Source organism: Anaerococcus sp. Marseille-Q7828 (assembly GCF_949769285.1).
Taxonomy (GTDB): Bacteria; Bacillota; Clostridia; order Tissierellales; family Peptoniphilaceae; genus Anaerococcus.
In genome coordinates, this window is sequence record NZ_OX458331.1 from 1,826,888 (window position 1) to 1,841,061 (window position 14,174).

Consider the following 14,174-nt stretch of genomic DNA (forward strand, 5'->3'; position numbering starts at 1 on the left):
TTTATTTTAAGAAAAATTCTTAAAACCTCAATGTGCTTAACGGGCACTAGCGTTATAGCCTACTATAATTTCGGTATAAAACTCAAAGATGCACTTCCACAGACTTTCTATGATTTTTCTCAGCTAATAAATCTCTCTGTAATAGAAAATTTCTGTGTACTCTCTCTTTTCGACGTTTTTATTTATGTACTAGGAAATATACACCATCAAAAATATAAAGCCAAGTCTTTTTATAAATATATTTTGTTCTTAAAATAATTTGATATTTTTCTGTTGTAATGTTTCTCTTTAGTTCAAAAAAATACCTAGTATACTATAATTAGGTGAAATTTACAGAGGTGAATCATGGATTTACAAAATTATGATATTTCAATCATTAGTGACCCACATGTTTTAAGCGGGGATTTGATATCAAATAGTGAAGAATTTATTAAAGAAATAAAAGTAGAAAGAAAACTAACAGTAGAAAGTGAGGCCTTGTTCAAAGAAGCCCTAGCAATGGTCGATAAGGCCAATAGCCAGTTTTTATTTTTGCCAGGAGATTTGGTAAAAGAAGGAGAATACAAGTCTCATGAATTTGTAAGAGAAAACTTGCTAGCATGGAAAAGTAAAAATGAAGATAGAGAAATTTTTCTAATTCCAGGCAATCACGATTTGAATAACCATAGGTCCTACGATTTCAAAGATAATAGAAAAGCAAAAAATACCAATCCTAAGGAATTCTATGACCTATATATGTTTGTTTACGAAAACAAATATGTCCTAGAAATGTACAAGGATTCGACAATATTTCATAATTATTTGGATAGAATCAACAAAGAATACGAAAGAGAGGAAAAATATTCATACTACGCCCATGGGTATTTTTCCTATATAGCAAGAATCCCTAGCAGAAGAAATGATAGCACAGGCCTAAGCCTCATATGTGTTGATACGTCAATATATTCTGCAGATACAGAACAAAATCACAGGGATAACAGAGAAAATGTACCAGGATCTATTATTATTGAGCAAATGAAGTGGATTGTAGATAAAATTGATGAGGCAAAAAGTAGAAATGATCTTATTTTCGTCATGGCCCACCATGCTCTTATGCCAAATTTTAGAAATCAAGAGCTGGTATTCTCCCCTTTTATCATAAAAGAATGGAGAAGTAAGTATGAGTGTGATGACCCTAGGATTAATGGTAAGACTCCTATAGAAGTCCTTGCTGACAATGGTGTCAAATTTGTATTTACTGGCCACCTCCACGAAAATGGTACAGCTAAATATATTTCAGAGATGGGAAATGTTATATATGACATACAAACAGGTTCTACTGTAACCTATCCTCTCCCAATCAGACACATAAAAGTCATAAACCAAGTTGCAGAAAAAAATGGCTATGAAGTTTATATAAAAACTGAACTAATCAAAGAATTCACCTATATGAACTTAAATGGCGAATACGAAATTATCAAAGATGCCATCAACTATACTATAGGCAAGCAGCTAAGCCTAGAAGATGTTGTACATAACTATATTAGAATCCAGGCCAATAATCCTAGGTATAATCATATAGATATACAAAGTGAAGCCTCAAGGTTACTTTCAAATCGTTTAAATATGGATATTCCAGAAAAAGGCTATGTCAATGATTTTATATTCCCAATGATTAAAGACTATTTCCCTCTTGGCAATAAACGAGCTAGAGTTTTTGTTAAAAAAGTAAACGACGAGTATCAATTTCTCATTAGAGCAGCAGCTAATAATATTTATATTAAGGCATCAAATTTGGAAGAATCAATTAATATAATCCTTGACCAAATAGAGAAAAAGATCCTCATTCCTTATAAAATAGTCCAAAATATGGAAACTATAATTCATAAGGCTTGGTCTATGCCTATCGATGACGATGGTCATACTTTTTATGACTTTGTCAATTACATCTACCAATACAGGCCAATTGGAGAGGACGAACGACCAGCTTATATTAGCAAAATGATTGATAACCTCAATAATCCTGATTACGATATTATAGATATAGTTTTGGATTATGCAAGTGTAGAAATTAATCAGGTTTTTGATAGCTTTACTAGCTCTATCAAACTTGAAAAAGATGGTAGCAAGGAAGAGTTCTTCGATAATTTGATTCAAACTGAGGGCTGGGCATCAAAACTTACCTACAAGTATTTAAGACATAAGGTTAACAATTTAAGAGACCTATTGGATTTCTTTTCAAAGTTTTTGACCGGCAAGAAGAATATAAAAGGTGTGGATCTGGCCAAGAGAATTGTCAAACTTAGAGCTGTAAGAAGGGCAAAGGAGAATTTCTCCAACCAAATGTTTGGCCAAACAAGTCTAAGACAATTTGTTATAGGATTAGTAAATTCAATGAGTGATGAAATGGTTGAAATTTATCAAAATGAAGAATTAAATGAACTAGAAAAATACTTTAACTACGTAGTATATGATGATACAAAATAAGGGGCTGTTGCTAAAGCAATAGTCCCTTTTAAAGTATTTTAATACCCACTATCTTCCCCAAAAACTGGATCTTGGGTAAAGTTTATTCCTAATTTTCTAAGCATTCTTTTTTCACTGTCATTTAAAATGACTGTGCTGTGCGCATCTAAAGTTTTTAAATTTTTGATCTCTTCCATGGCCATATGGGTCAAAGGATTAGTAGTAGCCGAAATAGCTAGGGCTATGAGCATTTCATTTATTGATAATGATGGTTCAGTTTCTCCCAAAGACTTGGTCTTTAGGTTTGAAACAGGCTCAATTATATGTGGGCTTAAAAGTAGGATTTCATCGTCAAGATTTCCTAGCTTTTTGAGGGCGTTTAGTATACAAGCTGCAGGAGCCGTAAATAGTTTTGATTTTTTGCCCCTCATTATCCTTCCATCAGCTAACTCTATAGCAAAGGATTCTTTGCCTGTTATTTCTTCTTTCTCACGAGCAGCCAGGGCAACTTTTCTATCTTCTGGGCTAATATCAAGGTTTGACATTAAGGTTTGTATTTTTTCTACACAAGAATAAGATTCTTTTGCAAATCTAACATCAACTAGGGAGTTATAGTATCTCCTTACTATCTCATCCTTGGATGCTTCTATGGCAGCCTCACTGTCAGTGATACAAAATCCTACCATGTTGACACCCATATCTGTTGGTGACTTGTATGGAGCTTGGCCCATAATTTTCTCTAGCATTCTCTTTAAAACTGGGAAGGCCTCTACATCTCTATTGTAAGAAACTGCAAGCTTTCCATATGCCTCTAGGTGGTAAGGATCTATCATATTTACATCGTTTAGGTTAGCAGTTGCTGCCTCATAGGCAATATTTACAGGATGCATAAGTCCAAGATTCCATATTGGGAAAGTCTCAAACTTTGCATAAGATGATCTTTTGCCTCTCTCATAGTCCAAATACATTAGAGAAAGTGCTGTAGCCATCTTTCCTGAGCCAGGTCCTGGACCTGTTATGACTACAAGAGGTCTATCGGTCTCCACATAGTCATTTTTGCCAAAACCATCTTTTGACAAAATATGATCTATATCATTTGGATAGCCCTTGATATCGTAAGACCTATGGTGAGTTATTGAAAGGTTATCCAAATACTTTTCAAATCTTAGTACTTTTTCTCCATTGTTAAATTGGGTAATAACTATAGAATTGACCAAAAAGCCCTTTTGTTCAAAGGCTTGCTTTAGCCTAATAGTTTCAGTGTCGTAAGATATCTCATTATCCCCTCTGATTTTGTTGCTTTCTATATCATTGGCATTAATAGTTATAATAATTTCGGTCTGATCTTTGATGTTATCTAGCATTCTTAGCTTAGAATCTGGCAAAAAACCTGGCAAAACTCTTGATGCATGTCCATCGTCAAATAATTTGCCACCAAATTCTAGATATAATTTATCAAAGTGACTTATTCGTTCTAATATTTTTTCTGATTGAAGTTTTATGTATTTATCATTATCAAAGGCAATCTTTTTCATTCCTTCCTCCTAGCTTTCCTGTTATATTATACCAAAATTTCTATCAAAATAAAAAACCGGACCTAAGTCCGATTAATCTTCTAATTTTTCATAGCCGGGAGTCTTAAAGAGATTGCCATCTTTGTCAATCCACAAAACTTCAGCATCAAATTCTTTGGCAACTTCCATTCCCCTTTCTAGGTCAACTGTAAATAAGTATGTGCTTAGGGCATCTGCCAAAGCTATATCATTTTGAATTACAGTAACTGATCTAAAATAATCTGATGGGAAAAGTGTATCAGAATCAATGATGTGGTGGTATCTCTTGCCATCGACTTCGTAAAATCTTTGATAGTCACCACTTGTCACTACTGCTGTATTGTTCACAGCTACTACACTTGAATATGGATTTTCAGCTTGTAAGTCTGGGTTTTGGATAGCTATCCTCCACTTACCATTTTCCTTATTTGGATTTTCTCCTATTATTGCATCATCCCCGCCTACAGATAATATAGCTGTAGACACATGATTTTTTCTTAGGGCTTCTTCAACTTTTTTGGTTGCAAATCCCTTGCCGATAGCGCCTACATCTATAGACATTTCTGGGTCCAAGATTTCTACAGTTGAATTTTCCTTATCAATTTTGATTTGACTTACATCACTGTGGCTTGCCGCTTCTTCTAGTTGTTCTTTTGTAGGAACCCAAGCCTTTGACTCATCGTCAAGTGACTCTTCCCTAGCGTCATGCCACATTTTTATGACATTACCAAGGCCAATATTGATTTTGCCATCAGTCTTCTTATCAAAATCCAATGAGTATTCTATAAGCTCAATTATGGCAGGATCAACTTCTACAGGTCCTTTGCCAGCATTGTCATTGATGGTCTTTATATTGTTTACTCCATCAAAATCGTAGTATGAGTTGAACAATTCGTGGTATTTTTCAAGCTCTGCTTCTAGGATGTCGGTATATTCTTTGAATTGTTCTTCACTTTCTGCATAGGCAGTAAATGATGTAACAGTATCAAAGTAGTTATAATAAACCTTGTCAAACTTCTCTACATTTTCTTTACCAGCTTCTTTGTTGCTAGTAGGATTTCCTGATTCAACAACAGGTTCTTTCACATTATCACTTGAATCTTTATTCTGGCAGGAGCTAAGTCCTGCTATTAAAAATAGGGATAAAAATATTCTTCTTAACTTCATAACTTGTCTATATTTATTGTCTCCATGTCTTTTGTTATGGCGATTTTTTCATCGTCTGCCCATAGCAACAAAATATAGGCCGCTATTTTTGACTTAAAATCATTGTATTCGCCTTCAAGTCCTAGATTATAGATTATATCAAGAAATTCTTCCGCTGGGGCAAAACCCTCATACTCATCTATAACTTGATCTCTTTCGTGTCTATCCAATTTTTCTATAAATACAGATCTTGCCTTATCTTCATCAAAAGCATCAGCTCCAGGCATAAGAACATAATGGTCTATGTCACTATCTATATCTATATAATTTTTTATAATGTCATCTTCTGTTTCTCCTTGGTTAATGCGGATAATATCAAGACTTTCGGTATTAAGCCACATACTTTTTAAGTAGGAGTCCTCATCCATTATAGTCCATTTTTCCACTAACCAAGATAAATTAATTGGTTTGTTCATTTTCTCTTATCTCAAATATAGCAGCTTCATATTCCCAAAGTTCCAATTTGAGATTACTTCCTTTCTTAACTTCTATCTTTCTTAAATTATCTCTTGCTCCTCCATATTTTTGGTCAAAAGAATTAAGTCTCTCTATAAATACTAAGTCCTCGTCATATGGGAATTCATAGCCACCATGATAGAGATTGGCCATATTAAGTACAACTAAAAATCTCTTATCATCTGCTATCCTTTCAAAAGCAAAGACAGATGTATTCGCATCATCTACTATTATCCACCTAAATCCAGCCTCTTCATAATCATATTTGAAAAATGCATCATTTTCTTTATATAGGTAATTTAAATCTTTCAAATATCTATTAAAATCATCATGTTTTGGATAGGATAGAATGTCCCAATTTATGCTAGCATTTTCATTCCATTCGTCAAATGTAGCAATTTCATTGCCCATAAAGTTTAAAATCTTGCCAGGATGAGCCATTTGATAAGTGTATAAGACCTTAAGCTCTTTAAACTTATCTTCATATGATCCACTCATCTTATTTACCATAGCGCCCTTAAGGTGAACTACTTCGTCATGGCTAAGAGGCAGCATAAATCTCTCATTGTAAAAATAAAACATTGAAAATGTTATTTTTGAGTGGTGGTGACTTCTATTGTAGGAATCTACCTTAAAATACTTAGTGGTATCATTCATCCAACCCAAGTCCCATTTGTAGTCAAATCCAAGACCGTCTTCATCAACAGGACTTGTAACTTTAGGATATGCCGATGAGTCCTCGGCTATTAGCATAACATCAGGAAAAGAATTTTGTAAATCCTTATTTGCATCCTTGATGAAATTTATATTGTCAAAATGGACACCACGGTTTTCATTGCCGTTGTAATAGATCATATAGGAAACTGCATCTACTCTTATGCCATCAATGTGGAAATTTTCTATCCAATAAGCAAAGGATGATTTCATAAATGACCTTACATGGCCTTTGGAATAGTCAAAATTGACTGAACCCCACTCAGAGTAAGTTAGCCCATCATAGGGTGATTCATAAAGATGAGTCCCATCAAAGGTCTTTAATCCATAATAATCATTGGCAAAGTGAACTGCCACTAAATCTAATATAACTCCTATGCCATTTTGGTGAAGTAAGTCGACAAATTTCTTAAAATCTACAGGCCTACCATATCTAGCACTTGTAGCAAAAAAACCTGTGGATTGGTAGCCCCAAGATGGATAAAAAGGATATTCAGTAACTGGCATTATCTCAACATGAGTATAATTCATCTTTTTGACGTGATCGATTAGCTTATCAACTATATCAAGAAAGTTTACATTGCCCCCATATCTCAACCAAGAACCTATATGAAGTTCGTATATGTTTAAGGCCTTATCAAAATTCTTATCTCTTTTTTCAATAAAATCTGAATCATTAAATTCGTAGGAATCATCAGTGATAAGTGTTGCAAAGTCACCTTCATAATCCATGGCCTTGCCAAAAGGATCAGCATGGTAGACCCAGTTTCCATCCTTAACTACTGCATATTTATAATAATCTCCTACTTTCGCAGGAAGTTTTATGAAAAAATATCCCAAATTGACGTTTTTTGTCATCTGGATATTTTCCCAATTTGTAAAATCTCCTTGGACATAAACTGCGTCTGCATTAGGCGCATAGACTCTAAATATATATCCGTCATCGCTAGCTAAGGCTCCCCATATTTCATGGCCCTTGTGAGAATTACCAGCTATATATGATTTAATTGCTTCATAATCAGTATTAATTAAATTTACTTGCATATCTAGCCCTCAATCATATCGGCAATATGCTTAATTAATATCTCGATTCCTTTGGAGTTTTTTGCTCCTCTTGGGATTATTATATCAGCATATTTTTTGGTTGGTTCTACATATTTTTCATGCATTGGTTTAACTTGTTTTATATATTGTTCCAATACAGATTCTAAGCTTCTGCCACGTTCTTTGGTATCGCGTAGGATTCTTCTTTGTAATCTTACGTCGCTATCAGCATCTATAAAAACTTTTGTATCTGTGATATCTCTGATTTTTTTATCTTCCAAAACTAAGATACCCTCGATTAGTATGATCTTACTAGGGCTTATCCTTGTAGTTTCCTTGCTCCTAGTATGAATAGTGTAATCATATCTTGGCATATCAATAGATTGACCTTGTTGAAGTTTTAATAAATCCTCATAAAAAAGTTCATTGTCAAAGGCACCAGGATAGTCGTAATTTAGTTTACTTCTCTGGTCAAAGGACATATCATCGTGGGCCTTATAGTAATTGTCATGGCCGATAACAATAAGGTCATCCTCAAATGTTTCATCAATTTGCTTGACAATAGAGGATTTGCCTGAGGCTGATCCACCAGCTACTGCTATGATTTTGATATCTGTCATAATTTAATCTCGTTTATAATATTTCCGTCTAAATATTCATATATATTGTTAAATACAATTTCAGCCCTATTTTCCATAGCTTCTTTGGTGTAAAATGCCACGTGATTGGTCAAAATACAATTTTTGGCATTTCTAAGTGGATAGTCCGCTGGAAGAGGTGGTTCCATATCAAAAACATCTATACCAGCACGGACTTTGTCGTCATTTAGTAGTTTTGCCAAATAATCATTGTCCACTACTGGTCCCCTAGCACAGTTGATTAAAATTGCATTTTCTTTCATTTTGTCAAGCTTATCTTTGTCTAAGAAATTTTTAGTTTCTTTATTATTTGGAATGTGGAGTGATACTATGTCAGACTCTTCTAATAATGTATCCAAATCAGTGTATTTGACACCCATGTCCTTAACTTCTTCTTTTTCAGTTCTAGAATAAGCTAGGATTTCGCAGCCAAAAACTTGTAAGAGTTCTATTAATTTGATGCCAATATTACCTGTACCAATTACACCAAATTTTTTGCCCTTTAGGGTTTGACCAAGTAGTTTATGGCTGGCATTGTCAAAAATGTTTTCACGATTTTCGTTAAATTTTCTCAAAACTCCTATAGCAAGGCCTATTACAAGTTCTGCTACAGAATCATCAGAATATCCACTAGCATTTAATAAAGTGATGCCATTTTTCTTTATTGCATCCAAATCCACGTGATCAACACCAGTAAATGCAACATCTACCAATTCCAAATTAGGACAAGCATCTATTACTTTTGCACTTAGTGGTTTGTTTGTAATTATTGCAATATCAGAATCTTTAAGTCTTTCGATTATTTCATCATCATCTTTTGCAAGATCATCATAAAAAACAAATTCGTGACCCATTTCTTCAAGTTTTTCTTTATTATTTAAAATAGTTTCTTCACTAACTTCTAAGGGATTTAACAATGTAATTTTCATTTCTTCCTCCTAAGTTTCCTAATCTAACTATACTCGAAATCCATATATAAATTAAGATAAAATTCAAAAAATAAAGTTTAATCAACTTTACCCATTTTTTTCTTTTCCTTAGATCTTTTTCTAAGCATTTTAAAGAAAGTTTGAAGTTCATATAGGCATTCTTCTTCCATCAATCCAAACTCAGCATCCAAGAAGTGTAGTTGGCTCCTATCTCCTGTGATATTGGTATTAGAACCACAAGCACCTCTTTTGTAATCTGGTATGCCTATAACAAGTCTTCCTATCCTAGAATTGATTATAGCCCCAGCACACATTGAACAAGGTTCCATAGTGACATACATGGTAGTTTCTTCCAATCTAAAATCATCAAAATACTCATTGGCTTCTTTGATTGCAATAAGCTCAGCATGGTATAGGGCAGACTTACCCTTGTAAGTGAAATTGTGACCACGACCAATAATTTTGCCATCATAGACAATCACACAACCCACAGGCACTTCCTCAACAAAACGAGCAAGACGTGCCTCATATAAGGCTTCATTCATATAAAATTTATCTAAATCAGAAAAAGAAATATTATCCATAAAAACTCCAAAAAAGCATAATAAACACTAGCAAAACTTTAGAAATTTGCTGTAAAAAAATAATCGTTCCAAAATCATAAGAGCAATCTCCCAGAAAGGTCTAAGTTAACAAGTTATAAAAACCATAGTTTTCTGAGAGCTAACTCGATTTATAGAACGATATACATCTATTAATTTGCAATAATCCCTTAAAATTCACTTTTAGTCTGCAGAAATGAAATACTAAAGTTAGACTTGTGATGCAATTTAAATAAATACAACTTAAATATCTATTTATATATATTTTTTCTATGACCCACTTCTAAGGCCAAGATAATTAATTTATCATCTCTGATATCACAAATTACCCTGTATTGACCAAATCTATATCTCCATAGACCCTTATAGTCCCCAGTTAATGCTTTGCCAAAACTTCTAGGATTTTCCATTCCATCAAGCTTATTTTTCATATCTTTGGAAATCATAAGAGCAACTTGCCTATCCATTTTCTTTAGGGTTTTTCTAACATTCTTAGATAAAACTAAGCTATAAGTCACTTTCAAGCTCTCCAATCATCTGGTCTATAGTGATTGTTTCAGGATTTTTATTAAATTCGTCCAGAGCATTAATTCCGATTTCATAATCTAGTTGATCTTCAATTTTCTCTGCCAATGCAGACTTAAAAAGCTCAGATAAACTCTTGCCAGTGTATTTTGAATAAGATCTAAAAAGTTGATCTTCTTCTTCATTTAATCTTAAAGAAACATTAGCCATATAAACCTCCTTATCATTGTAATACATTGTATTACAATTTTAGAAAAAAGCAAGGTCTATACAGTTAATTTACTCCTAATAAAACATAGTATATAAATCAAAAACTTACTAAACATTAGAGATTATTAAATAATAAACAAATAAAAAAGCGCTGGAAAATTCCAACGCTAATCTGGTGTTCCAGAGAGGATTCGAACCTCCGACACCCGCCTTAGGAGGGCGGTGCTCTATCCAGCTGAGCTACTGAAACAAGCAAGCCTGGCCGACTTCCTGTGAGGCCTCGTGCTACAGGCACGAAATACCGCAGCGAAGCGAGGACCTATAAAAACGCCGTAGGCACATTTTAAACTAGGCCGTCCGCCTCATGGAGGACCCTCCATGGAATGGTCGCAGGGCGTAAGCCCGAGAACTCTGGCCGGCTTCCTGTGAGGCCTCGTGCAGTTATCTGGATTCGCTTTTGCTCGTCTCAGATATGAAAACACATATGTGTTTTAACCCATGGTGCTAGGACTAAGCACGGAATACCGCAGAGCCATAGGCTCTAGGACCTTCAATAAAAGCCTAAGACTAATTTTTAATTTGGTCAGCTTCATTTGAGGTCCTAGACTATCGAGGACCTCTTGTAAACTAACTTAAATTATATCACAAGTATTTTTATCTTGCAATCAAAACTTTAAGCAAGAAATCTGCTGAATCTTGAAGAGATCTGACTATTCTTGCAAAAAGTGATGCTTGGTCTAAGTTCGACTTTGATATTAGGGATACATCATATTCCTTATCTTCATAACTTACATTTGCATTTCCAAGCACTTGGCCAGATTTGATTGGTGCTTTTATATTTTCTTGTAGCTTAGTCTTTACAGCTGGATTTTCTCCCGTTTTTACAATCATTTCTACATTTTGATTTGGGTATAGTTCAACGTAACCTTGTTTGGCTGTGTTTACTTTAAGTGAATCATAAGCAACATTGGTATCAAGAACTTTGACCTTATCGTAATATCTTGATACATAATAAATCAAGTCACTCATAGCCTTATCTCTAGTATCTTTTTGGTCTGCACCAAGCAAAACAGCAATCGTCCTAAAATCATCTTTGCTGTCAATCTCTTTCATATCAACTGTAGAAACTAAACAATATCCTGCTTCTTCTGTACTACCTGTCTTTAGGCCATCCACTCCTGGAATTTCTCCAATCAAAGGGATAGTGCTATTTACATCTATTTCACGTCTCTTATCTTCTATTTTTCTAACTTTGCTATATTCCAAAACTTCAGGATATTTTTCTATTATATACTTACTTAATACATACAAATCTTTCGCTGAAGATGAGTTTTGGTTGCCAGATTCTGTCTGAACTCCGCTTGCATTGTAATAAACCTGGCTATCCAAGCCTAGTTCTCCCGCTTTCATATTCATCAGCCTTGCAAATTCGCTTTCAGAATCAGATACAGTTACTGCTAGCTGGTAGGCACAGTCATTGCCACTTACTACCATGAGACCTTGAAGAAGTTCTTCTATTGTATATACTTCCCCTTCGTCTAATCCTAGGTAAGAGTATTCCCAGCTGTGGAACTTGGCTGCTTCTTCATCAACAGTTACTTCTTGGTCTAGGGATAGCTTGCCTTCATCTATCTTTTCTTTTACTATTAAATATGTCATTAGTTTGCTTAATGATGCTATTGGATATGGAGTAGTTGAATCTTTTTCGTAATAAATATCTCCATTTTCCTCATTACCGATGATATAGGCTTTGACGTTTTGATCTAGTCCTACAACTTGGCTTTGGTTGGCTGCAAGAGCATTTATAGGAAATAGTAAGATTAAGAGCACTACAATTAATGTTGATATTTTATTTTTTCTCATAGTTTTCTCCTAATTCATGAACGATTCTAGCTTTTTGTAATTTTTTCTAAGCACTTTTAATGTTTCCACATCAATTTCTTTTGGATATGCGTATCCTAAGTCCTTGCATACTTCCATGGCAAGTTTTCTAAATAGGACACAAGCTTTAAACAATGAAAAATATACATCCATCAAATCATCGTGGCTAAAGGTCAAAAGATAATTTTCTTTTATATCATATTCCAAGGTGTTTACCAAATTTTGCCCATCATCTCCCATGGAAAGCTTGTATGCATATTTGTTTTTGACATAAAAATCCACCATATTTGTTAGATGTTTTCTAACTTCTTCCAGTTTTAAGCTCGCTGCAATAGGATCTTTTTTATCTACAAATAATGATGTTTCGTATGCTTTTGCAAAGAAATTTTTTATAGTAGACATAACTTCGTATTCCTTTGGCATTTGATAGCTAAAGTCATTACTAGTTTCAAGCTTATAAAAGCCTGGTTTGCTATACAAAACTTTTATCTGACCAGGAACACTTTTTATGAACGCATCTAGAAAATCTTCTGAAATTATCGATTCTGTTAGCTTTAAATTATTATCTGTGTAAATATTTAAGCTAGTATAATTAAAAGTATCTTTTTCAAAAGAAAACTCGTCCTTTTGCCTATTAAGCAATATAACATCGTCAAAAATCTGGACCAATTCTTCTTCCATTTTTCCAACTATGACTTCATTTACAATAGTATAAATGTGTATGAATGAATCATAGGAGTTATCCTCTAAGTAGTAAATAGCTTCTATAGATTCATTATTTTTAGCATAGTTAATGATTTTATTACTTATCTCTTTATTCATCTTTATCTAAGCCTTCTATAAAGTTTTTGAGAAGTTTTGCAGTAAGGCCCCAAATCACTGGAGTTGTATCATAAAAATACATATCGTGATATAAGGAGGTAAAGTTATAATCTTTACCATTTGGAATTTTATCAAAAGGAAAATCACTAGGAAATTCCATTTTGTAAGGAGCTCTATACATTATAGGCTCATTATTCTTTAGAAAATCAACATCTACTGCAAAAACAGATTCTACTTCTTCATTATACTTTATTTCTTCAATTTTTTTATTAATCCTCCCATAAAAAGCTTTGACATGCCTATATGAAGAAGTTAATATCATTGAAGAATATCCATCAAGGATTATATCCTCTCTATCAAGAAGCAATTCTTCCATAGTTTCTCTTATGGCAGCATCCTCGAAAGTCTCTCCCATTTCTACCCTACCACCTGGGAAAGAAACCTCTCCTGGCTGGGTAATATGCTTACTGCGCACTTCCAAGAGTATGTGATCTTTGCCTTCTATCTTTATAATAGGTATAAAAACAGCATAATTTTTTATTTTTTCATAAAACTCGTCATCGACTAATAATGATTTCATATCTACCTCTTAGTTAAATAATATTAAAATATTGTTTAATAGTCAAATTTTGAGGTATAATATAAAAAGTAATTATGATAAAAATTTTTAAAGGAGTTTTATATGCTAAAAGAATTTAAACAATTTATTCAAAAAGGCAATGTACTTGACATGGCAGTTGGTATCATCATGGGTACTGCTTTTACTGCAATTGTTAACTCACTAGTAGAAGATTTGCTAATGCCAATCATTACAGGACTTACTGCAGGAGTTGATTTTGAGGACTTAGTTGTTAATGTTGGTGGAGCTACATTAAAATTCGGTAATTTAATCAACGCCATTATAACATTCTTAATTGTAGCATTTGTTCTATTTGCTATTTTAAAATCGATGCACAAAATTGAACCAGTTAACGATGAACCAACTACAAAAGAATGTCCATTCTGTAAATCAGAAATTGCAATCGATGCAACAAGATGCCCACACTGTACAAGTGAACTTGAAGGTTACCACAACGAACACGCTCACGTAATGTAATTTAGAACCACAAATGTGGTTCTTTTTTTTTGGCTATTTTTCTTGACAATAAT

At 33.8% G+C, this 14,174-nt stretch carries 14 protein-coding genes, 1 tRNA gene and 1 other annotated feature (1 of these 16 cut by a window edge); of the genes, 2 read left to right on the plus strand and 13 right to left on the minus strand.

Annotation, left to right across the window (positions count from 1 at the left end; genetic code table 11):
- Nucleotides 1-182: a binding site (T-box leader), on the minus strand (it extends 33 nt beyond the left edge of the window).
- A gap of 163 nt (nucleotides 183-345) precedes the next feature.
- Complete coding sequence (locus QNH69_RS08720) at nucleotides 346-2,466, plus strand: metallophosphoesterase (RefSeq protein WP_282930089.1); 2,121 nt, start codon at nucleotides 346-348, stop codon at nucleotides 2,464-2,466.
- A 38-nt stretch (nucleotides 2,467-2,504) separates the two neighbouring features.
- Here QNH69_RS08720 and QNH69_RS08725 read toward each other — a convergent pair whose 3' ends face one another.
- The 13 genes from QNH69_RS08725 to QNH69_RS08785 all read right to left on the minus strand — a co-directional run bounded on the left by QNH69_RS08725 (nucleotide 2,505) and on the right by QNH69_RS08785 (nucleotide 13,605).
- Nucleotides 2,505-3,980, minus strand: coding sequence for a DUF1846 domain-containing protein (locus tag QNH69_RS08725; protein ID WP_282930090.1), 1,476 nt, complete (start codon nucleotides 3,978-3,980; stop codon nucleotides 2,505-2,507).
- A 72-nt stretch (nucleotides 3,981-4,052) separates the two neighbouring features.
- Nucleotides 4,053-5,165 (minus strand): FAD:protein FMN transferase, encoded by a 1,113-nt coding sequence (locus QNH69_RS08730; protein ID WP_282930091.1) that lies wholly within the window; start codon nucleotides 5,163-5,165, stop codon nucleotides 4,053-4,055.
- Nucleotides 5,162-5,620: a hypothetical protein gene (locus QNH69_RS08735; RefSeq protein ID WP_044565958.1), complete on the minus strand. Its 459-nt coding sequence runs from the start codon at nucleotides 5,618-5,620 to the stop codon at nucleotides 5,162-5,164. The genes QNH69_RS08730 and QNH69_RS08735 overlap by 4 nt, the downstream gene beginning before the upstream one ends.
- A complete protein-coding gene (gene glgB, locus QNH69_RS08740) occupies nucleotides 5,604-7,418 on the minus strand; it encodes a 1,4-alpha-glucan branching protein GlgB (RefSeq protein ID WP_282930092.1) in 1,815 nt (604 codons plus the stop codon). Before glgB ends, QNH69_RS08735 begins: the two co-directional genes overlap by 17 nt.
- Before the next feature lie 2 nt (nucleotides 7,419-7,420).
- Nucleotides 7,421-8,038 carry a uridine kinase gene (gene udk, locus QNH69_RS08745; RefSeq protein ID WP_044565956.1) on the minus strand — a complete coding sequence of 206 codons (618 nt, stop codon included), beginning with the start codon at nucleotides 8,036-8,038 and terminating at the stop codon, nucleotides 7,421-7,423.
- Nucleotides 8,035-8,985 (minus strand): NAD(P)-dependent oxidoreductase, encoded by a 951-nt coding sequence (locus QNH69_RS08750; RefSeq protein ID WP_282930093.1) that lies wholly within the window; start codon nucleotides 8,983-8,985, stop codon nucleotides 8,035-8,037. Before QNH69_RS08750 ends, udk begins: the two co-directional genes overlap by 4 nt.
- A 77-nt stretch (nucleotides 8,986-9,062) precedes the next feature.
- Nucleotides 9,063-9,569, minus strand: a complete 507-nt coding sequence (locus QNH69_RS08755) for a nucleoside deaminase (protein ID WP_282930094.1) — start codon at nucleotides 9,567-9,569, stop codon at nucleotides 9,063-9,065.
- A gap of 269 nt (nucleotides 9,570-9,838) precedes the next feature.
- Complete coding sequence (locus QNH69_RS08760; RefSeq protein ID WP_282930095.1) at nucleotides 9,839-10,105, minus strand: type II toxin-antitoxin system RelE/ParE family toxin; 267 nt, start codon at nucleotides 10,103-10,105, stop codon at nucleotides 9,839-9,841.
- Nucleotides 10,095-10,322 (minus strand): type II toxin-antitoxin system RelB family antitoxin, encoded by a 228-nt coding sequence (locus QNH69_RS08765; protein WP_282930096.1) that lies wholly within the window; start codon nucleotides 10,320-10,322, stop codon nucleotides 10,095-10,097. Before QNH69_RS08765 ends, QNH69_RS08760 begins: the two co-directional genes overlap by 11 nt.
- A 173-nt stretch (nucleotides 10,323-10,495) precedes the next feature.
- Nucleotides 10,496-10,572: transfer RNA gene (locus QNH69_RS08770), tRNA-Arg, on the minus strand.
- A gap of 404 nt (nucleotides 10,573-10,976) precedes the next feature.
- Complete coding sequence (locus QNH69_RS08775; protein ID WP_282930097.1) at nucleotides 10,977-12,185, minus strand: D-alanyl-D-alanine carboxypeptidase family protein; 1,209 nt, start codon at nucleotides 12,183-12,185, stop codon at nucleotides 10,977-10,979.
- A 9-nt stretch (nucleotides 12,186-12,194) separates the two neighbouring features.
- Nucleotides 12,195-13,025, minus strand: coding sequence for an aminoglycoside 6-adenylyltransferase (locus tag QNH69_RS08780; protein WP_282930098.1), 831 nt, complete (start codon nucleotides 13,023-13,025; stop codon nucleotides 12,195-12,197).
- A complete protein-coding gene (locus QNH69_RS08785) occupies nucleotides 13,018-13,605 on the minus strand; it encodes a CoA pyrophosphatase (protein ID WP_282930099.1) in 588 nt (195 codons plus the stop codon). Before QNH69_RS08785 ends, QNH69_RS08780 begins: the two co-directional genes overlap by 8 nt.
- A gap of 102 nt (nucleotides 13,606-13,707) precedes the next feature.
- On the opposite strand from QNH69_RS08785, the gene mscL reads away from it, so the two are divergent.
- Nucleotides 13,708-14,121 (plus strand): large conductance mechanosensitive channel protein MscL, encoded by a 414-nt coding sequence (gene mscL, locus QNH69_RS08790; RefSeq protein WP_282930100.1) that lies wholly within the window; start codon nucleotides 13,708-13,710, stop codon nucleotides 14,119-14,121.
- Nucleotides 14,122-14,174: the final 53 nt, after the last annotated feature.